Consider the following 23,717-nt stretch of genomic DNA (forward strand, 5'->3'; position numbering starts at 1 on the left):
TGATCCTCCTCCAAATCAGGTTTGTCTCTTATGGCCTTTTCATATCGTATCATATGTTATTACCCGGTTAGTCACGGGGTGGCACATTTTCTTGAACTTCTAGAAACCGTAGATAGACATGCCACCGTCAACCAATAAAGTCTGACCTGTTATGTATCCGGCTGCCTCCGACGCAAGAAAAACAACAGGCCCAACAACTTCTTGTAATTCCCCTACACGTCCAAGCGGTGTGCGGTTAATAATTTCTTGCAAATACTGCGGATCATCAAGTAGCTTCTCGGTCAGTGGCGTACGGAAATACCATGGTCCAACCGAGTTCACGCGAATACCGTATTTACCCCACTCCAGCGCCAGCACCTTGGTCATATGGATTAAGGCCGCTTTGGTAGAACCATATACAACACCTGTTCGCAAGGCCGTATGTCCGCCTACCGATGAGATGTTAATAATTTTGCCATCCCCATACTGCTTCATATGCTGACCCGCCAATTGTGAAGCGAAAAAAGCAGATTTAAGGTTCGTTTGCATAATCGTTTCCCACTGTTCCTCCGTAACTTCCAGCGCTGGCGTCCGAATGTTCATCCCCGCATTGTTTACGAGAATATGAATTCGTCCCATCTCCGAAATGGCTTGCTGAAAAGTCTTTTCCAACTGCTCTTTAGAAGTAACATCTGCACATAGCGCCAAAGCTTTGCGGCCTGTCTGTTCATTAATCATTGTTGCTGTCTCTTCGATCTCCTTCATGGTTCGAGATACAAGCACGACATTGCTCCCCGATTCCGCTAAACCGATGGCAAGCGCTTTTCCGATACCTCTGCCTGCACCTGTAACCAGTGCTGTTTGTCCTTCGAGATGAAATGCTGGTGCGATCATGTTAGACCTCCTTTGTTTTGTTATAATATAAGATTCCAATTTCAAAGGCATGTTTTTACTGAATCAGGTTACAAAATACTGGCTGGGATTCCCTAGCTCCGGATGGAATTTTTCCCGAAAACGCCCTCCGGTATAATCGCCGATGATTTTACGCCAGAATGCCTGTGCGATCACATTGTTCCGAACCTGTGTCACTTTCCACCGCCCAGGGAAACGTCTAAATAGTTCGTACGCCGCATTTGTTCCAACGCCGCTACGTCTGTATTTTTGCATCACAAAAAATTCAGTCAAATAGTAGTCATTATCCTTACTCCCGGGATCTAACTTCTCCACAAGTGCAAACCCCGCTGGTGACCCATCACTCGTGATCAAAAAAGGAAACTTGCGTCCTTTCTCCGTCCAGAACGCATCGAGTCCCGGATATTCCGGGAAAATACCATCCTGGTCTACATCAATATTCAGATATTTCGTAAAATCATAGAGATAAAATTGCATGAGATGACGAATTACCTGACTGCGTTCTCGGGGAACCAGCTCAATCTGCATATTCATTTGGTTCGCCTCCTCTAATCTGTATGTATACATACTGTAAACCTTTATAAGATGAAGGGCAACAACGTGACAAACCGTCCCCTATGCATCCCGAAGCTTGACCTTACCTCTCAGCATAATCAAACAAGATGATTGCATGTAAATTATGGTACACTTAATATACTTTGTAGAAAAATAATCGTTCACATGGAGGTGCCGAACTTGACCAATGTGCAAAAAGAGATTGACCGACGCAAACTAGATGAAAAACTACCATCCATGCCCTGGTTTGTTCAGCAATTCATTGACTATAAACTGCCTGATCTGTCTCCGTCCACATTGCTGGAGTATTTGAGAGATTATGATACCTTTTTCAGCTGGCTACGTGCAGAAGGGCTGTCCCAAGCTGAGTCAAACCAAGGGGTAACATTGACCGAGCTGGAAGTGCTACGTATGGATTCGGTTACTGCGTACCGACTTTTCCTGACTACGAAACGTGAGGGTACCAATTCAAGAATTACGGTTTCACGCAAACTTTCTTCCCTGCGGTCGCTATTTCATTATTTAAGCCAAATTGCTGAAGATGAAGACTTCTATCCCCTGCTTAAACGTAATATCATGGCCAAAATTGAAATCAAACGCACCCATAAACCCAAAGATACTGCCGCGAAGCTCAAAGGCAAGATATTGGAAGAGAATGAATTACTCGAATTTATCGGTTACATTCTTGAAGGCTACGCTACAGATATGCAGAAGAACAAACAGGCTCTTTACTCCCATGAGTTGAACAAAGAACGAGATGCCTGCATAGCCAGCCTCATCCTCAACTCCGGTCTACGGGTATCTGAAGTCGTTAACTTGAATGTGGATGACCTCGATCTGGGTAACAAACTGCTCTATGTTTACCGCAAAGGTAACAATGATGAAACATACAAAACGCCCGTATATTTCAGAGAACAGGCCAAAGATGAGCTGGCAGCTTACATGAATCTACGGCAATCCCGTTACCGCACACCTAAACGAGAAAAAGCGCTCTTTATAGCACTCCGTAACGGGGAATCCGAAGGCAGTCGAATGACCAAACGTGCAATTCAGGCGATGATCATGAAATACGCGAAATGTTTTGGCAAACCGTATCTTACCGTTCACAAATTACGCCATTCTTTTGCCACCGACTATTATTTGCAAAATGATATTTACAAAACGAAAGAGCAACTAGGTCATGCTTCTACCGAAACAACCGAAATTTATGCGCATCTGACCGACAAAACGATGTCCGAGGCCATCGAACGCCGCGTGGATGACAACGTTTAAAGTTAACTAGACTCATGTTATAAGTCGAACATTACTACGGTTCGATAAATGTCTTATCGCAAGGGACTCGTAAACCGTTGACCTGTGGCTGTCCACTCTTGTTATGAAACAGGGTTAACCCAGTAAGCCATTAAACGTTTGATAGTAATCAATCATTCGATTAATGGCTCTCTTTATGTCATTTTTTGATAGTCAAACCCGCTAATCTTTTATATGTGTGTCTGTGTATAAATTAATGGTTTACATAATAATAATTACGTTGAATATTTCTGCAAACCCTGATCACTCTAACGATCTCGGATATGGAGCAATTTTAGCTGAAGCAAAGCCTCTACAATAACTTCCCGTTCATGGAACAAGAAACACGCCATAGTTCTTTCGCTAATGTCCTGTTCCTCATGCATCTGAACATTTAACTTTTCCGCTTCTGCTTCCTTTATTAACTCCGGCTTCCAAAAAACAATGCCAACGACCTGCTGAAGCTTGCATATCAGGGTCAGGTCATCTTCTTCGCGCACCATCACCAATTTCGGATACGGGGCATCTTTGAAACCTTCAATCACAATCCAGTCATAATCTGAAAACTGAATCAACATATCGTCAAGCCGGGTGTTATGCTGCTTAATGATCGCCGTTCTTTTCTGTGACATCACTGCTACAGCTGTTGCCCCTGCCTTGCCAAACTGATAAGAGTCCGTGCCTTCCTGATCCATCTCAAAATGGTCATGTCCGTCATGTTTAATTGCAGCAACCTTCAACCCCCTGGAAGCAATTCCGGCGATTAATGCAGCTGTCATCGTTGTTTTACCTGTATTTTTATATCCAACGACTTGAATGATCTTTGGCTCTGAAGCAATCTTTTTATCCATTCTCGCTACCTTGGCTGCCCGGTTGGAAGTTTGAGAATGGTGACCTGTTCCCCTGCCGCTATGCCCTTCTTCTCAGGCGGAATCACGATCAGACAGTCACTGTCTTTAATTGTGATCATGACACTTGACTCATCCACACGGGATGCAGCTGGAGCCGCAAATACTTTTCCCTCTCGAATGATCGTACGTCCACGTACGAACCGGGTGAAGTTGTTCACCTTTTCATAACCGTCTTCCAAAATCACATTCCATTCTTCCAAATAAGGATGGACATCTGCTTGCATCGCACGAAGTGTGGGGCGAACAAACAGATTAAATCCAACAAAACAAGCTCCTGGATTACCTGATAAAGCAAATAACAGCTTGTCCTTATATACAGCAGCCGTAGTTACACTGCCTGGACGCATCGTGACTTTGTTAAAGAGAAGTTGCATCTGTTCTTCGAGCACAAGTTCGCCCATAATATCGTAGTCCCCAACGGATACGCCACCTGTCGTCACAACGATATCATTATCCCTGATCGCTTCCTCCAGTTTTGCCCTTGCTGTATTCACATCGTCTGCGATGGCTCCGTACATGACCGGCTCTCCTCCCGCTTCCACAACCAGTGAGCGTAACATATAGCTGTTGCTGTTGCGAATCCGGCCAGGTTGCAACGGCTCATGAACTTCAAGTAACTCCGTTCCTGTAGCAAAAATAGCCACCCTCGGCCGTTCAAAGACCGGCACTTCTGCCACACCAAACGTCGCCAGCACAGATTGTTCACCCGCCCCGATCACGGTACCGGCTTCGATCAGTTGCTGTCCCTCCTGCACTTCAAGCCCAATGGGCGTAATATTAGCCCCAGCCTGAATCTGACGTTTCAGTGCAATCCAGTGCTCCCCTTCTTCCTGCTTGCTTTCCGTCATCTCCATCATGACGACAGCATCTGCACCATCCGGAACTTGAGCACCCGTCATGATTCGTGCAGCCGTTCCAGGTGTAATATGATGTTCTGATGTATATCCGCACGGAATTTCATCAATAACGCGAAACCACACTTGATGATCACTTGTGGCCTCAGCCGTATCTGCACTTTGAATCGCAAAACCATCCATACCTGATCTGCGGAAAAAAGGATACGCATGCGGCGCTTCAATCGACACAGCAAGTGTGCGGCCATGTGAGTCGGCAAGAGGCACATGTTCAATCCGGCCTGCCGATATCTGAGCAGCAATCCTGCTCTGTGCTTCCGGCACTTGTACAGCCGTGCGATGGAATTTGGCAGTGGTCATATCATATGAATGGGAATTATGTTTCACAGTAACTTACCTCCTGAGGTCTTTTTCTCATTTAAGAAAGTGTAGCCCGAATATACGCCGATGACAAGTCGATTACTCACTGAATACGAACAGAAATACTGCATATGTACCTGAACAGACAACATGAATTACCCTGTCATTGCACATAATAGCATTCGATATCTGGAGGTGATCACCATGAATCATCATTGTGAATTATGCGGGAGAGAACCCGTTGAGACAACAGTGCATCATCTAACGCCAAAGGAAATGGGAGGAAGCTTCATGCCCACAGCTAACCTGTGCATTCCCTGCCATAAACAAATCCACTCGTTATATACGAATCGGGATCTGGTCACGCTGGGATTAACCGATCTGCAATCTCTGCGTGCAGATGAACGGATCATTCCTTACCTGCGCTGGATACGCAAACAGCCAGCTTCTTCGATTCCTCGTGTTCGCAAGTCCCATCGTGTCCGTAAATCATAAAAAATAACAGTAACAAGGTGCTCACTGTCATTCGCCAGTGTCTCACCATGCTACTGTTATTTTGTCCTGTATATAATGATCATTCTGTGAATCATAATCATTCCATAAAGCATATATATCAGGCTTGCGAGGTGTTATCTTCGCCTCATAATCCTGCCACCACCGATTCGAGTCTTTGGCTTTTTGTAGGATTTTTTTGGTGAATCGAACAAACCACCCAAGCCGCCGCTGCTTTTGTTACGATCGATACTTCCTCTACTTTGATCCTTTTTGCGGTCAAATAAACCGCCGCCAGAACCAACGCTTGTGTCCTTATCACTGCCACGCCGTGTAATGGAGCCTTTGCGCTCAACGGTAATAGGCGGAGCCAGTTTTTTATCATTGCTCGTTGGGGCCCGGTACGATCCCGCACTTGGTTTGTACGTATCCCGTTCCGTGTATCCCCGATAGTTGCCTGATCCGCGTCCACCAAAAGTATCAAATAAATTGCCAATTAACGTTGCCGTCAGATATCCTTGTAAGAAAGAAGAGCTATAGTTCTGACGAACATATTCCTTGGAATCAACTTCGACGAGCGTATCTTCTGGTTTCTTGGGATCTTGCTGCAGATGATAATACTGGTCTTGATACACCAGAAACATCCGCTCTGTATTTTCTGCCGAAATCTGGTCGGGTGTTCGTTGATCTGACAGCTCCTTTGCTACTTCAGGAACTGTACGATCCGCAGCCCGATATACGTAAGACGTGGATTGACCGCTGCCACTTACCGATTCAAGAGGATATGTATCCTGTACGGAAGGAGCTGCACCACACGCAGACAGCAGAGACATCACAAGGCTGAGGACCAGCATTAATTTTAATCCATGTGCCAAGCGTTTTTTCATTGGAACCTCTCCTAGTTCGAACGAATCACTTTGATATCCGCAGGAAGAATGGACTCACCCTCGTAGAGGTTAAACCTTCTGTCTTGCCATTCCACACGAAGAAGTTTGTTATCATCCGATTGATACTGCCACACAAGTTGCTCACCAGCCTGACCATAAGGCGTTCTGCCCACAGTCTGCACCATACCTCCATACTCTTCCTCCAAATGATACACATGATCATCCAGTTCAAGAATGGTCGGCACCTCGTCAGGGGCATCAAGTCTCCCATCAATAGGTGTATAAAGGGCGTAACGTGTGATCTCACGCTCCTCCACGTGTAAATATCGGAATGAGCTACCATCCTGGAGCGTTAATACAACTGCGTTACGAGCCCGATTCTGCACTCTGCCAACGACTTCATAGGTGACCAGAGACACTTCACAGATATCCCCAGGAGCAAGCTGAAGCATCGTTTTTTCCGCTTTGGGCGGCTCGGGCTTTGTTAGTATTCCTTTAATACGTTTCCATACACTCATGCCAATTACTCCTGTTCCTTATCTTATCGGCTTACAAGCACGCTGCAATAATCAATGCGCCTACAATATGCAAAGCGCCTGAGAACAAACCATACCCTGTCTTACCTTGCTGTATTCCCGTATCCAGATCCAATGTGGCCCATTTACGAATCATAAAGTGAACAACACTTTCCAGAATTAATAAAATGACGAAAGATACAACCGAAACGAGCAACGCTTCTCCAAGATGTCCTGCCGTTGAGATGGATGTTGCCAGCACGTAACCTTGCGCAAACAACTTCATCACCATCCGGGTGGTGACCGCCATATTGCCAGCCTTGACTTCAGCAAAATCCTTGTATTTCGTAAAGAGTGAATCTACATACATCAGTACAAACAGCAAAACCGAACCTGAAACCGTCCAGACCAGCATCGCCAAAATGTTCAAATCCATTTATACAGCCTCCACTTATCAACATGATCCGCATTTAAAAGCGAAGGAGAAACGCTGTTCCCCTCCGCTGGTTAACCCTGCTGAACGCCAAGGTGTTAGTTTTTGTTTTCGTACTGTTTCATGAGAGCAGCAAGTTCGTCCTCAACAGCCGCATCCTTGCCAAGCTTCTCGAATTCCTCGTCAAGTGACTTGCCTTTGGAAGACATCTCGTTGCTCGCTTCAGCCTGAGCTTCCATCTGCATCATTTTCTCTTCCATACGTTTCAGGCCTGCACTTGCGGTATCCGAACTAAATCCGTTCAGCGCTTTGTTGATTTCGGTTTGTGCTTTGGCTGCGTTATAACGAGCAACCAGCGTCTCGCGTTTGTTTTTCATCTGCGTCAATTGTTTGCGCATCTCATCGAGTTTACCACGAAGATTGTCTGCGGAAGCTTTGTTTTGATCGTAGCTGGCTTTGTATTCCACCATTTTCTCTTCCGCTGCTTTTTTCTCTTCCAAAGCGCGACGAGCAAGATCCATGTTCTGTGCACGAGCTGCCGTGTGAGCCTGCTCTTCACGTTTCTTCACAAGCGCTTCCTGTTCCTCGAACAATTGCTTGAACTTCTTCTCGATTGCGATTTGTGCGGCTACTGCTTTCTCAGCATCTTCCAGATCTTCTTGCATGTCACGGATATATTGATCCGTCATCTTGATTGGATCTTCAGCTTTGTCGATAATCGCATTGATGTTAGACATGGTCAGGTCACGTAATCTTTTAAAAATGGACATTAGGTTATTCCTCCCAGTGGATTGTGCATTGTATATAAAGATACATACGTTACAATCTGCAACTCGTTTCAATTTTACAAAAAAAAAATTAAAACTTGATGACAACCTCTAATATAAGGAGGATTATCTCTAAAGGTTATGCTTATCCAGGCACTTATAGTTTATCCTATAAGGTGACCGATTAGCACAACATTACTCTGACTTCTTATTCAAATGTTCATCCACAAGTCTCTCTGCAGTCATTACGATCTCGTCGATCTGCACTCGTGTAATGCTGTCAAAATGTATGCCCATAATAACAGTTACCGTAACTTTCAATTGCAGGGCCGCCTTGCGGGCAAGCCGCTCACACAGCTCTTGTTCCTTATGTCCTGGAATATGCACCGTCGTTCCACTAACCCGATCATGGTCAACATAGAATGTAGCTACAGCCCCAATATGAGCTTCACCACCCGTAACCAGAAATACCTTGTCCTGTCCTGCCTCAAAAACCTCTAAACGAATGGATTTCAAATCATATGTACTCATCGTCTCTCCACCTATCCTTCTCTTTATGTTATATATGGTGGAATTATGGCTTTCATGACCTGATGATGCAATGAAACTTCTCACACACGCATAAAAGAAACAGGCAACGGGCATACCATAGAGAACGCAATTTTGGAAAAAGGAGGCCGTTAACATGCGAATGCGCCTCGTCATGCTCGCACTCGTTATTATTATATGTTCTGGGGTTTATACAGCTCCTTTAGCCCCTGTGCCTGTGTCTGCTGCTTCATCTGAGGAACCTTCTTCAACCCTCAGTGATACACCGGCGTCTGGGTCAGACGTTAAAGAAGAACGGTTGACTCTAGGTCAACTTCGTCAGAAATACGCGGATACGTTCAAAACCAATGGCCCTTCCACCAAACAAGTTGCCCTGACTTTTGATGATGTACCTGATCCAAGATTTACGCCGCAGGTTCTTGATGTATTAAAAAAATACAAGGTTCGTGCAACGTTTTTTGTTGTCGGCAATCGTGCGGAGAAACACCCGGATTTGGTAAAACGGATGGTGAAAGAAGGCCATATTGTCGGTAATCACAGCTACAATCACCCTGAATTCAGTAAGTTATCGATGAACGCCTTTCGCAAACAAATTTTACATACCGGCGATATTATTCACCGCCTGACAGGTTATACGCCCAAAATGATTCGCCCTCCGTACGGGGACATTAACGAGGAGCAGTTGCGCTGGGCTGCAAAACAGCATTACAGCATTGTGAACTGGAACGTGGATTCTCTCGATTGGAAAGGACTATCCAAGGAAAAAGTAAAAGATAATATTCTCTCCGCGGTGAAACCCGGTTCCATCGTATTACAGCACGCTGGCGGCGGCACAGGTTCAAACCTGAAAGGTACGGTAGAGGCTTTGCCTGAGGTTATTGAGGAATTGCGAAACCGAGGGTATGAATTAGTTACCTTGGACGAGATGCTTAAACTGCCAAAAGAGAAACAATAAATGAAAAACAGGGTGTTCCTCTACGTCATCATGAATTATGCCCATCCTGATGATGCAAGAACACCCTATTTATTAATGCTCCATTCAACTTATGACCCCACATTCATATATGGGAGGGTTTAAGCCTTATTTTAAAATGTACAACTCAATATCCTGAAAACCAAATGAGCTAACGAACTGTTTGCTCCCAGGGATAAAGATGTCAATGCGATTTCCTTTAATCGCGCTACCTGCATCCAAAGCCGTTGCTACGAAAGCCTGTTTCGGCAATCCAGGATGTGTATGCCCTGTCACCAATACCTTCGTTCCAAAAGGGATAACCTTGGGATCCACCGCGATCGTGCCGAGTTCGAGCGGATTTCCAAAATAATCAACGGGGCCCCATCCGCCATTTTCGGAAGCATCTGCGGAATACGCTGTTGCTTTAACACTCAGCATTTTGCTGTAGTCGAATGTTTTCCCCCAAGCCTGTACCACTTTATTATCTGTATTCACGTCTAGGCTTGCGGCAGTAACCGTTTTTTCCTGCGACTTCGCTTGAACCGGTGCCGCTTCTACTTTGTTTTCGTTACCTGGGATTGTAATTTTCAAACCACCATAGATGTTATAAGGTGAGATGTCTTTATTCGTTTTAATTAATGTGTTCATATCAACGCCGTATTGCTTGGATAAGGTGAAGAAGGTGTCCCCTTCTTTGGCCACATGAACGGAATCCGCGTGAGCCGGAACGGCTTGAATGAATAGAATGGATGTCAGTAGTGCAATGGCTGTTTTGGCTAAACGTTTCTTGTTATACATGGTCTTCCTCCCTCATGATGCCTGCGAAGTTAGTTGTCGGATTCGGATGGAGGAACCCACCCTATAGGCTGTACGTGACATGCTGAAGCATTATGTATTCCTAATTCACCCCAAGCAGCATATTTCTCAAATCATTAACTATGTCTGCATTGTTACGTCCCCCGCACTTCCGCTTCGGAAGTTTCGGCAGTCTTGAATATATCACAATTTTGTAACCTTAAGCTGTAGTAAATGTTTCCATTTGGCGTTTTAATTCATTTTACAGGTAACAGAAAAGTTACTTTTTAAGTTCTACCTTTTCCGCAAACAACAAAAAAACGTTACCGGATCTTTCGATCCGATAACGCCGTTATTCATTTGATTCTATAAACAGCATGGCATGAATTAAAGTACTTTTGCGAGAAAGTCTCGAGTACGCGGATGTTTTGGCGCCCCAAACACTTCATCCGGGGTACCTTCCTCAACGATGACACCGCCGTCCATAAACAGAATGCGGTCTCCCACCTCACGCGCAAAACCCATCTCATGTGTTACAATGACCATCGTCATTCCGCCTTCAGCAAGACGTTTCATGACTTCCAATACCTCTCCGACCATCTCCGGATCAAGGGCCGATGTTGGCTCGTCAAACAGCATTACATGCGGCTGCATCGCGAGCGCTCTTGCAATTGCAATCCGTTGCTTTTGACCACCGGACAGCTGGTTCGGATATACGTCTTTTTTGTCCGCCAAACCGACTGTCTTCAGAAGATCCTCGGCAATTTTGTTAGCCTCATCCGTGGATTGTTTCTTCACTTTGATTGGAGCAATCGTGATGTTTTGCTGCACCGTTTTATGAGGAAACAGATTAAAATGCTGGAACACCATGCCCATCTTTTCACGTGTAGCATTAATGTTATGCTTGGGATCGGTAATCGAAACACCTTCGAAATCGATCTGTCCCGATGAAGGTTGTTCCAGCAGATTCAGACAGCGCAGAAATGTACTTTTTCCCGAACCCGAAGGACCAATAACTACAACGACCTCACCTTTTCCGATCGTTACGTCAATGCCCTTCAGAACATCATTTTTACCATATGATTTGTGTAATTGTCTAACGTCTATCACTTGCACCCAACTTCCTTTCCAATCGTCCGAGCAGCTTGGACAGAATAAATGTCATCACAAAGTAAATCGCTGCCGCAATAATGAACGGGTTCAGACCCTGGAACGTAAGATTTTTGACTACACTTGCTTGATACATAATATCCACCATACCGATGACGGAAATAATAGATGATTCTTTAATAATCGTTACGAACTCGTTACCGATGGCTGGCAAAACGGCCTTAAAGGCCTGTGGCAGAATAATGTAACGCATCGCTGCGCCTCTGCCCATACCCAGTGAACGAGCTGCTTCCAGTTGACCTCGATCAACGCCTTGAATACCGGCACGGAAAATTTCGGCGAGATACGCACCGCTGTTAATGGAAAGCGTCATAATCCCTGCTTGAAGCGCCGAGAAGTTAATGCCAAAAGTCAGCGACACCCCGTAATAGATAATCATGAGTTGCACCAGCATTGGCGTCCCGCGGATCACCTCTACATAGGTTGTACCGATCCAGCGAAGAATCGCCATATTATGAAGACGGAACAGGCAAATAATCAGACCGATGATGACCCCGAATAATACGCCTAGCGCCGACAACAGGAGCGTGTATCCGATACCTGTTGCATATAAGCCTTTGTATTCCCAGAACAGTTGGAAAATGTTTTGAGATTTATTGACTTTGTCAGCCATCAGGAGACTTGCTTCTTTAACCATCTGGTTGATCTTATCTTCGCTTTTCAAGCGATCCAAGGTTTTGTTTACAGCGGTTAAGAGCTCCGTATTCCCCTTACGGATCCCGACAGCGGCCTCAGCCTGTTCTTCGTCTGGAACCGCTGCAGCAAGACCGATAATGTCATCCAGGTAACCGGCGGCTACGGTATCTTCTACAATAGCTGCATCAACGCGTTTGGTTTGCAATTGAAGCACGATGTCGGATATTTTATCCAGTGAAGTCAGCTTTGCTCCAGGAATCTTCTGTCCGATGGTCTCTTGAATGGATCCCTTTTGCACGCCAATCTTGACATTTTCCAGTGATTTCATGTCCGGATAGTTGTCCTTGTCGACATTACGAACCATAATCACTTGTTTGGATTTGTAATACGGTTCTGAGAAATCAATGCTTTTCTTACGTTCATCCGTCGGTGTCATGCCAGAGACGACCAAGTCTACACGGCCACTCTGAAGCGCGGGCAGAAGTCCATCGAAGCCCATATCCTCAATAACGAGTTCAGCTCCAAGATCCGCTGCAATTTCTTTGGCAATCGCAATATCGAATCCGACGATTTCGTCTTTGCCATTGATGACTTTGTGGAATTCATATGGTGCAAAATCCGCACTTGTACCAAGCACCAGTTTTTTACCACCTGAGCTGTTGTCTGTCGTTCCGCTCGCCAGCGCCGCAGGTGCAGCCGCCGTCAGAAAAAGAAGGAACGTTAACAACATTACGGTATAACGACTTATTAATTTCAACCTTGTTCTCCCCTTACAATGCTATAATTACGATTACTTACTGATTCGTCAGTCATGTTGATGACTGAGTCATTATAAAGTACAATGCATGATTATGCAATGCATTTTCAAGATCAAATCTTGACTTGTTTCTGAAAAAATACTGCAAACATGTTATACTCATGGAGTTATTTTCATTTTTGCCTAAGGAGTTTAGCCATGACAACAAACAAAATCCAAATTTTTAACGTTACTGATCAATATGCTTCCCGTTTCAAAGACATTTCATCATATATCGGGGCTCATCCTGAACTTGGAAATGAAGAATATCTTGCCTCAGCCCGCTTGAAGGAAGAATTGTCTTATCATGGGTTTGAAGTACAAGCTCCGATTCTCGGACTGGAAACAGCTTTCATCGGTACTTATGCTTCGAGCAAGCCAGGCCCGACCATTGCCCTACTATGTGAATATGATGCTTTGCCCGAAATTGGCCATGCTTGCGGACACCACCTGATCTGCATGATGAGCCTTGGCGCAGCCGTTGGCCTGAAAGCCATTGTGGACGATGTCGGCGGAACGATCAAGGTGTTTGGTACACCTGCAGAGGAGACACGCGGGGCTAAAGTTCCGATGGCGGAAGCGGGGTTATTCGACGACTGTGATGTCGCACTGATGGTCCATCCATTCTATGCTTATGAAAAATCAGGCAGCTCCCTTGCAATCGATGCCGTACAGTTCGAGTTTCATGGTAAATCCTCACATGCGGCTGCCAGCCCACACGAAGGTATTAATGCCCTCGATGCGGTTATCCAAACATTCACCGGAATTAATGCGTTTAGACAGCAGGTGAAAAGCACCGTCCGTATTCACGGCATCATAAATAGCGGCGGACAAGCTGCTAACATTATCCCGGATTATGCTTCTGCTCAGTTTTACGTGCGTGCAGCCACACGCAAAGAACTGAACGTACTAACCGAACGTGTCATTCAGATTGCACAAGGCGCTGCACTTCAGACCGGATGTAAACTCGTGACATCCAACTACGAAACATCTTATGATGAAATGGTCACGAATGAGACCTTCTCTGACGCGTTCAGTCAGAATCTAATGGAACTCGGTATTCCGCAGGAAGAGATCGTCAGCGGGAACGACCATGGCTCAATGGATATCGGTAATGTTTCCCTGAGATGCCCAGCGATTCACCCTTATATCCGTGTCGTTGATGAAGTTCATACGCTACACTCCGTTGAATTCCGTGATTTGGCGTTGCAGGAACGCGCTCTGGACGGCATGATTTTGGGAGCCAAAGCACTTGCTGCTACAGCTTATGATGTTCTGAGCAAGCCTGAACTGTTACAAGCCATCCGTAAGGAATTTGACCAAATTACTCGCTAAGTGATTCCGGAGTATGTTTGGACCGCTTTGAATGAATCAATTCAAGTGTGGTAACCAAACTTACTCCTTTTTTTCCTTTTTTCGTAACAGCAAAAGCCGCAGTTATTAAACTGCGGCACTCCATACGTAAATAAAACCTCAATCTTGGATCACACCTGAATTCGACGATAAATATCCATATATTCCTCAGCCGATACTTCCCAGCTGTATTCTCCGCTCAATGCGTTTTTCACAATTTTTTTCCACTCATCCGGTTTACGATAGAACTCTTCTGCACGGCGAATGGTATTCATCATGTCATGTGCATTAAAACTTGTAAATGAGAAGCCGTTACCTTCACCTGTAAACTCATTGTAAGCTTGAACTGTATCGTTTAATCCCCCTGTCTCCCTTACCAGTGGTACACTGCCATAACGCAATGCCAGCAACTGGCTAATTCCACATGGCTCAAATTTGGATGGCATCAGGAAGATGTCACTGCCTGCATAGAAACGACGAGATAATCCGTCATTGAATGTGATCTGTGCTGACATTTTTAGTGGATACCGATTAGCCGCCTCTCTGAACCAATGCTCATAAGCTGAATCTCCAGTCCCCAGCACGGCGAATTGAATGTCATCGTAGTAGAGCAGTTCATCCAGTACACGGCATACCAGATCCAGTCCTTTAGAATCAACGAGCCTAGTCACCATGACCATCAGTGGTGCATCTGGACGAACCGGAAGCCCCAGTTCTTTTTGCAATTCGATTTTATTCTCGATTTTTTTGGACAAGCTTGATCTGTATTTGACCGCAATCTTATTGTCCGTTGCCGGGTTATAACTTCTGGTATCAATGCCGTTCACAATACCGCTGAAGCGGTCACCGAGCGAACTCAGTAATCCATCCAGTCCATACCCATAATACGACGTTTGCACTTCTCTGGCATAGGTTGGGCTCACCGTTGTCACATGATCAGAATACACAATTCCTGCTTTCAGGAAATTGACATTCCCATAATATTCGGCGCCTTCCATCGTAAAATACCGATCATCAAGCTCCAAAATTTCACTGAACAACTGGTGTGGAAATACACCTTGATACAACAGATTATGTATGGTGAATACCGTTCGGATTTCACTATAAAATGCATCATAAGCATAGTGAGCCTTGAGCAACAACGGAATCATACCTGCATGCCAGTCATGTGTGTGCAGAACGTCTGGCTTAAAATCGAGCTGTGGAAGCACCTCAAGTACAGCGCGGTTAAAAAATGCAAATCGCTCGCCATCATCCATGTAGCCATAAACGCCATCCCGTGCAAAATAATACTCATTGTCAATAAAATAAACCGGAATCCCTTCATACTCCAGCATCTCAACGCCACAATAGGCTCTACGCCAACCAAGCGGAACATCCGTCACGAGCACGGGTTTCATAGCTTCTTTGTACTCTTCGGGTATCCCTTTATATTTCGGCAAAATCACGCGTACATCTGCTCCGTTATTTTTCAACGCTTGCGGTAGAGCACCGATAACGTCAGCCAGGCCTCCCGTTTTGATAAACGGATGGGCCTCTGCTGCTGCAAATAAAATATTCATACTTGTGTCCCCCTATTCGGTTTAAGCGTGCTGTTCCCTTTTTTTTCTGTATTTTTTTCTGTATTTTTTTCCATCTTTTTTCTCGATTTCACGGAAGCGCTGCCTTCAGCGACGGGCTCCGTTTTCCGGCGTGTATTCTTTTTTAAAATAACGATACTTAGCGGTGGTAAGTCCAGTTCCAGGCTGTTTGCATGCCCGTGAAATGGAATCTTTTCCGTAGGGATCAGCATATCATTAATTATCCCTGAACCACCGTAATCCGAATGATCACTATTCAATATTTCGGTATACATACCGGGACGCATGACGCCAATCCGGTAACGCTCCCTTTTGACAGGCTGAAAGTTAATGAGCACAAGGAGTGTATCCGCAGGTTTTTTTCCTTTGCGAACATATGAAATGACACTTTGGCCCTGGTCATCCGGAGTGATCCACTCATAACCGTCAAAGGAATGATCAAGCTCCCACAAAGCTTTTTCACGGACGTACAGCTCAGATAGCTCGCGCTCGAATTTGTGCAGGCTACGGTGACTATCATAGTCCAGCAAAAACCAGTCCAACTGATCTTCATCTTTCCATTCGATGAACTGTCCGAACTCTCCACCCATGAACAACAGCTTTTTGCCCGGAAATGTCATGAAATAACCGAGAAACGCGCGCATCCCTGCGAATTTTTGCTCATAACTTCCTGGCATTTTGTTCAGAAGGGACTTTTTACCATGCACGACCTCGTCATGAGACAGAGGAAGCACATAATTTTCAGAAAAGGAGTAAACCACCGGAAATGTCAACAAATGATGTTTGGAAGCACGTTCATGAAAATCAGATTCCATGTAATCTAACGTATCATTCATCCAGCCCATGTTCCATTTATAGTTAAAACCCAGACCACCTTTGTCCACCGGCATGGTAACCATCGGCCATGCACTGGATTCTTCAGCCATCATTAAAGCATAAGGATAATATTCGAAAACAGTTGTATTCAACTGTTGTAAAAAAGCGACAGCTTCTTTATTCTCCAGGCCGCCTTCATCGTTCGTACGATATTGTCCTGGCTGCTTTTCAAAATCAAGACGAAGCATACTCGTGACCGCATCAACACGAAGTCCATCAAAATGATACATTTCCATCCAGTACAGCGCGTTCGAAATAAGGAATGAGCGAACCTCGGGTTTGGAATAATCAAAACTAAGTGTTCCCCATCCCGGTTTCTCGGCTAACATTGGATCTGCGTACTCGAACAGCGCTGTACCATCAAACAGACGTAAACCATGCTCATCTTTGGCAAAGTGAGCCGGTACCCAATCCAGCAATACACCAATGCCAGCCTGATGTAGCGTATCCACCAGATACATCAGATCTTTGGGTTGCCCGTAGCGGCTTGTAGGTGCGTAAAAGCCCGTATTTTGGTAACCCCATGAAAGGTCATATGGATGCTCACTAAGGGGCATCATTTCGACGTGGGTATAATTCATCTCAAGCAAATAAGGAACGAGCAAATCCGCCATCTCACGATAGCTATACAGGCTTCCATCGCCCTTGCGCTTCCATGTACCCAGATGCATTTCGTAAATATGTAAAGGTTTGTTGTACATCGAGCGTTGTTTACGCCTCCACGCACCGTCATTCCATTTGTAACCTTCAAGGGAACTTGTGATTGACGCTGTCTGGGGACGGACTTCTGCTTCAAATGCATAAGGGTCTGCTTTAAGGATTTCAGTTCCGTTTTCCGTTAAAATGCGAAATTTGTATAAAGTACCTTCTTCAATTCCCGGAAAAAAACGACTCCAAAATCCAGATTCGGGTATCTTATATAAAGGTTCCTTTTCCCCTTGCCATCCATTACGGTCCAGAGCCAGTCCGACTTCTACGGCATTGGGAGCCCACACGGTAAAACGGAACCCTTGACGGTGATCGCGAGTCTCAGGATGCGCGCCCAACATTCGATAACTGTGATGAAGATTGCCTTCATGAAATAAATAAATAAGATCAGATAACTTATCCGGTTGTGCCAACGGTTCAATAGCCAAGGGATCACCTTCTTTTCTCCAGAAAATAGATATAACGCTAACCATTACCCCATTCTAGCCAAGTTGAAAAGAAAAATGCGTTGTTTTAAAAAATGATGTTTTTTTTCAGAATTTTTACAATAGCTATCGTTTCAGAGGCTTCGCTTTCGTTTACTAATGTACTACACTGCACAAATATTTTGGGAGGGAAACGATCATGTTTAATAAAGATTGCATCGCTATGCTGTTGGCGGGAGGAGAAGGAAAGCGATTAGCTCCTTTAACCTCAAGGATCGCAAAACCCGCTGTACCGTTTGGCGGGCATTACCGGATTATCGATTTTCCTCTCAGTAACTGCGTCAACTCAGGGATCGACACTGTAGGTGTTCTGACGCAGTACCAAGCGGAATCACTGCACGAACATATTGGTCAAGGAGAGCCATGGGCACTTGGCGATTCAAATGAGACTGGAATCTCCTTGCTTCCATCTTATCATACAGGAAATGACGAATACTTGGGAACTGCGGATGCCATATATAAAAATATGGACTATATTGACCAGCAAAACCCCGAAAATGTTCTAATTTTGTCGGGTGACCACATATATCATATGAATTACCGCGAGATGCTTGAATCACATAAGGCTAATCATGCAGCAGCAACTATTTCCGTAATGGAAGTGCCTTGGGACGAAGCTCACCGCTTCGGAATTATGGCTGCAGATGAAAACATGCGGGTAACCGAATTTGCCGAAAAACCGGCTGAACCAAAAAGTAACTTGGCCTCCATGGGCATATACATGTTCAATTGGCAATATCTGAAACGTCACTTGCTTGAAGACGCTGCGAATCCACATTCCAGTCATGACTTCGGAAAAGACGTCATTCCACAGATGTTAAAAGAAACCAATTCACTTTATGTATATAACTTCAATGGTTACTGGAAAGATGTCGGCACGGTGAAAAGTTTATGGGATGCGCATATGGATCTGTTATCCAACGAAGAGAACTGGAGCCTGCAACGAGAAGACTGGCCTATGTTCACCCGCGAATGGCGCTCCAAACCAAGCGCGATCAAAGCAAGACAAACTCAAATGGAACATCTGGCTTCCATGGTTCATGACTCTTGCGCTATTGAAGGCCGTGCTGAACGCTCCATTATTTTCTGCGGTGCCGAAGTTGGCAAAGGCTCTGAAGTGCTTGACAGTGTCATTATGCCTAATGCACGCGTAGGCCGCGGTGTTCATATCGAACGCGCAATTATCGGCGAAGGAGCCATTATCAAAGATGGTGCCATTGTTAGAGGTACAGCCGATGAGATTGTTGTCGTTGGCCCGAATGAAATTGTCGCACCTAAACCAGCCGTACGCACGCAACCTGTACGTATTCTCAAAGAAGTATATGAAAAAAGCGGTCGTCTTCGTGCTGGTGAGTTATCCTCATAATTTCTTTAGGACGTACCATAAATGTAAAAAGGCGAGCCATGATGGCTCGCCTTTTTGATTTCACTATATACGATGTTCGTTATCTGCTACAGCAGTGTCCGTGGCCAAACGAATTAGCGCTTCTCGCCTTCAGTTGATGGGTCATGAGCCTGTATTTGCTCATTTTGGTCTGGCTCCGTAGTGGTATGTGCCGGTTTTTCCGGTGTATCAGCTTCATTCAGTGCTTCCTCATCCGTCATATCTTGTCCAACTGAAGCTATCTCCTGATTAAGCATAGGCAAGGATACGGTCACCGTTGTCCCTGAACCAAGCTCACTTTGCATCGTAATGGTGCCCTCATGCAGTTCCACAAGCTCTTGAGTAATGGCAAGACCAAGTCCCGTGCCTCCATTTTGGTGGTTTACCTGGAAGAAACGATCCCTTACCTTAATCAGGTGTTCTTCGCTGATCCCGATACCTGTATCCTGCACAACAGCCACAATCTGACCATTCTCTTCTTTGACCGTAAGGAATATCCACGAGTTCTCATGGGAGAACTTGATCGCGTTGTCCACAATGTTTAAGAACACCTGCTTCAAACGATTCCCATCGCCGTATACATTGTAGGCACGTGTTTCGTCTGTCTCTAACTTCAGATGTACCTGCTTTTGTTCAGCTTTGGCCCATACGTTCAGCATGGTCTCTTGTACAACCTCACGGATATTAACCGTGCCTTTCACAAGCTTCATCTGGTTCTGCTGCAGTTTGGAGAAATCAAGCATCTCTTCTACCAACCCGATTAGCCGCTCTGTTTCCTTCGCGATAATCCCCATGCCAATCCGTGTCTCTTCCGGATCGTATCCACCTGAATCAAGCGTTTCACTCCAACCCTTAATACTGGTCAGCGGTGTGCGCAGTTCATGGGAAATGGACGAAATAAAATCGTCTTTAATCTGGTTACTACGTACGATTTCATGGGCCATGAAGTTAAGCGTTGAAGCGAGTTCGCCCAGTTCATGTTTATAATTCCCTTTGACCCTGACATCGAGCCGTCCTTTCGCCATCTGAGCAGATACCGCTGTAATACTGTTAATAGGCCTTACAATGGAGTTGGCCATTCCAATACTGATAATTAGCACGATGGCGAGTACACCAACGCCTACGGCAATAGCCAGTAACCCCATGACTAGTAATTTAGAGTTTACAGATTCGAGCGAAGTCAGATAACGTACAATGTACGTATTTTCACCACCAAGGTCGAATTTATTGGCAACTGCCATCACCGATTCGCCGGTGTTGGGTTGTCTGCCAATCCATCGTCCCATATCCCCGTTCAAAGCCTGCATAACGTCGCTCGTTTGTAACATCGCCCGATCTGATTCAAATGCCGTCGAACTCGCCAGCACGCGGCCGTTCAGATCCAGAATCTCCAGTTCAGTATTGTCTAATGCAAGTCGAACAAGGAGTCTGGACAAGTTGTTGTTGCCGTCTTCTCCATTACTGGCTCTGGCTATTGGCTCAAGGAAGTCTCTGTTATTGGTAATGTGCGTGCTAATGGTATTGTAAATGCTCTCGTAATAATACCGCTGCACAGCTAGCATAAACACAAACTCAACAAGCACCAGAGCGAGGAAAACGACAATAAAGTAGTGTAATACGATCTGCCGCGTGATCCCCTTTTTGATCATTGATCCCGGCCCTTCCATTTGTACCCGTGACCCCATACAGTTTGCAGGTATTCAGGCTCGGAAGGATTGTTTTCAATTTTTTGACGTAGACGACGGATGTTCACATCAACAATTTTAGGATCACCCATATATTCTTTGCCCCACACATGGTCCAGTAGCAAGTCACGGCTCAGCGGCGTATTTTCTTTTTCCAGGAAGAACTGAATTAAAGAAAATTCCGTAGGTGTTAATTCAATGGCTTCATTATTCTTTTTAAACTGTTTGGAAATCAGATCCAGTGAAAACGGCCCCGACTGGAACGTTACTTTAGCCGCAGTTTCACGATGTACATTGACACGACGAAGAAGCGATTGAATCCGTGCAATCAGTTCAGTCGGGCTGAACGGTTTGCTTACGTGATCGTCTGCCCCTACTGAAAGAGCGTATACTTTATCCTGCTCCTGGACTTTGGCTGTCAGGAAAATAATACCGAGCCGTTCGTTCGTTTCACGAATCCGTCTGCATACTTCAAATCCATCAATGCCAGGAACCATAACGTCCAGCAGGGCAAGGTCAATATCGGGGACAGATTGCAAAATGCGTAAGGCCTCATGACCATCGCCCGCTTCCAGCACTTCGAATCCGTTTCTTTTTAAATTAATGACGATAAAACTGCGGATGGATTCTTCATCCTCAAGAATAAGTACTTTACTCATCAAGTTCTTCCTTTCTATTCAGCTGAGAAGTTTTTGCTTAATGCATCCTTGCCCGCCTCAGATTGTGCAACACGCGATGCAATCACCCGATCTTTTGTTCGAGTAATTTCCTTCCAGCTCTTTCCCTTTTCAAGATCCCACTGAGAAAACGTGAAATATTTGATTTCGGCCACGGTTTCATCCGTTTTGATCATCTTAAACCGAATGTATTTTTCCTTCTCCGATTTGGTGTCAATCGTGATCTTGCCATACCATTCAGGCTTCAAGTTCAAATGGAACAAATCCGCATCATCCCGGAACTGGAACGACACAAACTTTTTCCCCTCTTTGCCATCCCACTGGTAGAATGTATAAAACCACATGCGCGAATCAAATACGTAGTGCTCCCAACCTTTTGGTGTTTCTTTTAATCCAAACTCAATAATACCATCATTATTCACATCACCGCTTAAAATTTTGTCATCTCTGTACGTTTGATCCGGTGATTTAAAAGCACTAACGAGTTTATTGTCTTTCACATACATGATCTGTGTAAACGAACTGCGATCATCCAGATCCGCATCAAGTACAATTCCCATTTTTCCATCAGCGATCTCACCGCCAAGAGCGTTGTACACTTCTTTAACCGTATAGTCGGTAACAACACGATCCATTTCCTTAAAACTGTCATCCTGATACTGATACAATGCTATGCTGGAAAAACCACTGGCGTTTAGCGAAACAACAACAAAGTCACTCTTGCCATCTCCGCTTAAATCCAGCGCGTTACCCTGCATATCATCGATAATCACCTGATTGTAAGGCACGCCGCCCAGCACTTGTTCCAGGACTCCGCCTTTATATGAATATGCTGTTAAGGCTTTCTGATCCTGCAGGCTGACACCAACGATAATGTCCGGGTTCCCGTCATTCGTTATATCCATCACTTTGAACGATTCAAGCTCATTGCCTGGTACATCAAACGTCAGTTTTTTGACCCAGGTTCCACCCTGCTCTTCCAAAATCATACCGTGGATACGTACATTCTCATTGGGCGTCTCGTAAAAAACAATGGCCTCGCGAATACCGTCACCGTTCAGATCTTCCACACGAATCATGCTGGTATTGCTCATATCTTTGGGCCGAATCAATTTACTTTCAGGCGGTGTTTCCTTCTGCACAATATTATACAGTTTCTCTTTGTCCGTAGACATCATCGGCGGCTTCATTAGAAGCTTGGGGTCACTGATCACTGTACAACCACTTAGCACGGTTCCGAGCAGAACAGCCATTGAACCCGCTACCATGTAGCGTCCCCATCGCGAATTAAGCAATTTCATCACTCTTTTCATTAAGCACTCATTTTAAATCTGATTTTTCTCCTGCTGTGTCAATCTCCGTCCTCGTATATCAAAAGCGATCCTGCCTTCTGCGATTCCCCAGATTCGCGAAGCATGTTTCTCTGCTAGTTCAATCGGTAACACGGCAATGACCGTAGCTCGTTCCTCTTCACACAATTTGCGTAACGTTTCCAGCACGGCATCAGCCGTATGAGGATCAAGTCCGATGACAGGTTCATCCGCCAGCACAACCTTGGCACCATGAGCAAGCGCCCTTGCGATAGCAACACGTTGCTTCTCGCCGCCGCTCATTTTTTCAGCAAGCTGATGCGCTTTATCCAGTAAACCTAAACCTTCGAGGTGGTCCATCGCTCCCATGTAGTCATCCGAACGCACCATGCCCGTTGCCATCCTCCATAATGGAGTCTGGCCAAAACGGCCGATAAGTACATTCTTCAGCGCCGTTTTTCTGGGATATAACTGCGGGTTCTGTTCCAAGTATGCCCATTCCCGCCGGATTTTCTGTTTACCGCTCCAGCCCTCTTTCAAAATATCGATGCCGTCAACGGTAAAACGCCCCGAATCCCACGTCTCCTTCATCGCCAAACATTTCAGCAACATGCTTTTGCCGCTCCCGCTGGAGCCGACCACCGCAATCATTTCCCCTTGCTGCATATCAAAACGAATATCACGTAGAATCGGAATACGATCCGCTCCAACGGATTTACTCAAGTTCTCCACTCTGATCATCGCGATGTCTCCTCTTGTCCATGTTTTTCCCTACTACTAGTGTACTCGGAAATGGACATCAA

23 protein-coding genes and 1 riboswitch are annotated in these 23,717 nt (G+C 45.2%); of the genes, 5 read left to right on the plus strand and 18 right to left on the minus strand.

Features of this window, described 5'->3' with window-relative positions:
- Positions 1-99 precede the first annotated feature (99 nt).
- Together FS818_RS08880 and FS818_RS08885 are read right to left on the minus strand one after the other, a co-directional pair.
- Positions 100-873, minus strand: a complete 774-nt coding sequence (locus FS818_RS08880) for an SDR family NAD(P)-dependent oxidoreductase (protein ID WP_145331484.1) — start codon at positions 871-873, stop codon at positions 100-102.
- Between the two features lie 63 nt (positions 874-936).
- Complete coding sequence (locus FS818_RS08885) at positions 937-1,425, minus strand: GNAT family N-acetyltransferase (RefSeq protein ID WP_090916635.1); 489 nt, start codon at positions 1,423-1,425, stop codon at positions 937-939.
- A gap of 186 nt (positions 1,426-1,611) precedes the next feature.
- On the opposite strand from FS818_RS08885, the gene xerS reads away from it, so the two are divergent.
- Positions 1,612-2,718, plus strand: coding sequence for a tyrosine recombinase XerS (gene xerS / locus FS818_RS08890; protein ID WP_145331485.1), 1,107 nt, complete (start codon positions 1,612-1,614; stop codon positions 2,716-2,718).
- Positions 2,719-3,005: 287 nt separating this feature from the next.
- Here the strand turns inward: xerS and mobB are convergent, their stop codons facing one another.
- Positions 3,006-3,587, minus strand: coding sequence for a molybdopterin-guanine dinucleotide biosynthesis protein B (gene mobB, locus FS818_RS08895; RefSeq protein WP_145331488.1), 582 nt, complete (start codon positions 3,585-3,587; stop codon positions 3,006-3,008).
- Positions 3,588-3,592: 5 nt separating this feature from the next.
- Positions 3,593-4,861 (minus strand): molybdopterin molybdotransferase MoeA, encoded by a 1,269-nt coding sequence (locus FS818_RS08900; RefSeq protein WP_145332821.1) that lies wholly within the window; start codon positions 4,859-4,861, stop codon positions 3,593-3,595.
- A 204-nt stretch (positions 4,862-5,065) separates the two neighbouring features.
- On the opposite strand from FS818_RS08900, the gene FS818_RS08905 reads away from it, so the two are divergent.
- Positions 5,066-5,356, plus strand: a complete 291-nt coding sequence (locus FS818_RS08905; RefSeq protein WP_145331490.1) for an HNH endonuclease — start codon at positions 5,066-5,068, stop codon at positions 5,354-5,356.
- Positions 5,357-5,490: 134 nt separating this feature from the next.
- On the opposite strand, the gene FS818_RS08910 is transcribed toward FS818_RS08905, so the two are convergent.
- From FS818_RS08910 to lpdD, 5 genes are all read right to left on the minus strand, one after another.
- Positions 5,491-6,240, minus strand: a complete 750-nt coding sequence (locus FS818_RS08910; RefSeq protein ID WP_090916641.1) for a DUF4247 domain-containing protein — start codon at positions 6,238-6,240, stop codon at positions 5,491-5,493.
- A gap of 11 nt (positions 6,241-6,251) precedes the next feature.
- Entirely contained in the window at positions 6,252-6,758 is a 507-nt protein-coding gene (locus FS818_RS08915) for a DUF4178 domain-containing protein (RefSeq protein WP_145331492.1), read from the minus strand.
- Between the two features lie 31 nt (positions 6,759-6,789).
- A complete protein-coding gene (locus FS818_RS08920; RefSeq protein ID WP_090916645.1) occupies positions 6,790-7,191 on the minus strand; it encodes a DUF350 domain-containing protein in 402 nt (133 codons plus the stop codon).
- Between the two features lie 95 nt (positions 7,192-7,286).
- Complete coding sequence (locus FS818_RS08925) at positions 7,287-7,958, minus strand: PspA/IM30 family protein (protein ID WP_090916647.1); 672 nt, start codon at positions 7,956-7,958, stop codon at positions 7,287-7,289.
- Positions 7,959-8,150: 192 nt separating this feature from the next.
- On the minus strand, positions 8,151-8,486 hold the full coding sequence (gene lpdD, locus FS818_RS08930) for a prenylated flavin chaperone LpdD (protein ID WP_145331494.1): 336 nt from the start codon (positions 8,484-8,486) through the stop codon (positions 8,151-8,153).
- A gap of 154 nt (positions 8,487-8,640) precedes the next feature.
- On the opposite strand from lpdD, the gene FS818_RS08935 reads away from it, so the two are divergent.
- Positions 8,641-9,459 carry a polysaccharide deacetylase family protein gene (locus FS818_RS08935; RefSeq protein WP_145331496.1) on the plus strand — a complete coding sequence of 273 codons (819 nt, stop codon included), beginning with the start codon at positions 8,641-8,643 and terminating at the stop codon, positions 9,457-9,459.
- Between the two features lie 126 nt (positions 9,460-9,585).
- Here FS818_RS08935 and FS818_RS08940 read toward each other — a convergent pair whose 3' ends face one another.
- From FS818_RS08940 to FS818_RS08950, 3 genes are all read right to left on the minus strand, one after another.
- The gene (locus tag FS818_RS08940) at positions 9,586-10,257 is read right to left on the minus strand and encodes a 3D domain-containing protein (RefSeq protein WP_145331498.1); all 672 of its coding nucleotides are present in this window, start codon (positions 10,255-10,257) and stop codon (positions 9,586-9,588) included.
- Between the two features lie 2 nt (positions 10,258-10,259).
- Positions 10,260-10,456: riboswitch (cyclic di-AMP (ydaO/yuaA leader) on the minus strand.
- A gap of 185 nt (positions 10,457-10,641) precedes the next feature.
- Positions 10,642-11,364 (minus strand): amino acid ABC transporter ATP-binding protein, encoded by a 723-nt coding sequence (locus tag FS818_RS08945; protein WP_123065699.1) that lies wholly within the window; start codon positions 11,362-11,364, stop codon positions 10,642-10,644.
- Positions 11,351-12,817, minus strand: coding sequence for an ABC transporter substrate-binding protein/permease (locus tag FS818_RS08950; protein WP_145331500.1), 1,467 nt, complete (start codon positions 12,815-12,817; stop codon positions 11,351-11,353). The genes FS818_RS08945 and FS818_RS08950 overlap by 14 nt, the downstream gene beginning before the upstream one ends.
- A gap of 198 nt (positions 12,818-13,015) precedes the next feature.
- Here FS818_RS08950 and FS818_RS08955 point away from each other — a divergent pair, with 198 nt between their 5' ends.
- Positions 13,016-14,191 (plus strand): M20 family metallopeptidase, encoded by a 1,176-nt coding sequence (locus FS818_RS08955; protein ID WP_145331502.1) that lies wholly within the window; start codon positions 13,016-13,018, stop codon positions 14,189-14,191.
- A 149-nt stretch (positions 14,192-14,340) separates the two neighbouring features.
- Here FS818_RS08955 and glgA read toward each other — a convergent pair whose 3' ends face one another.
- The gene (gene glgA, locus FS818_RS08960) at positions 14,341-15,771 is read right to left on the minus strand and encodes a glycogen synthase GlgA (RefSeq protein ID WP_145331504.1); all 1,431 of its coding nucleotides are present in this window, start codon (positions 15,769-15,771) and stop codon (positions 14,341-14,343) included.
- Complete coding sequence (glgB, locus tag FS818_RS08965) at positions 15,768-17,801, minus strand: 1,4-alpha-glucan branching protein GlgB (RefSeq protein ID WP_145331506.1); 2,034 nt, start codon at positions 17,799-17,801, stop codon at positions 15,768-15,770. The genes glgA and glgB overlap by 4 nt, the downstream gene beginning before the upstream one ends.
- A 196-nt stretch (positions 17,802-17,997) precedes the next feature.
- Between glgB and FS818_RS08970 the strand changes: the two genes are divergently transcribed.
- Entirely contained in the window at positions 17,998-19,224 is a 1,227-nt protein-coding gene (locus FS818_RS08970; protein WP_145331508.1) for a glucose-1-phosphate adenylyltransferase, read from the plus strand.
- A 113-nt stretch (positions 19,225-19,337) separates the two neighbouring features.
- Here FS818_RS08970 and FS818_RS08975 read toward each other — a convergent pair whose 3' ends face one another.
- Genes FS818_RS08975 through FS818_RS08990 form a run of 4 tightly spaced genes read right to left on the minus strand, consistent with a single transcriptional unit; the run spans position 19,338 to position 23,655 of the window.
- On the minus strand, positions 19,338-20,891 hold the full coding sequence (locus FS818_RS08975) for a sensor histidine kinase (protein ID WP_260984601.1): 1,554 nt from the start codon (positions 20,889-20,891) through the stop codon (positions 19,338-19,340).
- The gene (locus FS818_RS08980; RefSeq protein ID WP_090916668.1) at positions 20,888-21,586 is read right to left on the minus strand and encodes a response regulator transcription factor; all 699 of its coding nucleotides are present in this window, start codon (positions 21,584-21,586) and stop codon (positions 20,888-20,890) included. Before FS818_RS08980 ends, FS818_RS08975 begins: the two co-directional genes overlap by 4 nt.
- Before the next feature lie 14 nt (positions 21,587-21,600).
- The gene (locus tag FS818_RS08985) at positions 21,601-22,872 is read right to left on the minus strand and encodes a hypothetical protein (protein WP_145331510.1); all 1,272 of its coding nucleotides are present in this window, start codon (positions 22,870-22,872) and stop codon (positions 21,601-21,603) included.
- 57 nt (positions 22,873-22,929) lie between these two features.
- Positions 22,930-23,655, minus strand: coding sequence for a phosphonate ABC transporter ATP-binding protein (locus FS818_RS08990; protein WP_145331512.1), 726 nt, complete (start codon positions 23,653-23,655; stop codon positions 22,930-22,932).
- Between the last annotated feature and the right edge of the window lie 62 nt (positions 23,656-23,717).

The sequence above is a fragment of the Paenibacillus xylanexedens genome (assembly GCF_007680605.1).
In the GTDB taxonomy this organism is placed as follows: domain Bacteria; phylum Bacillota; class Bacilli; order Paenibacillales; family Paenibacillaceae; genus Paenibacillus; species Paenibacillus xylanexedens_B.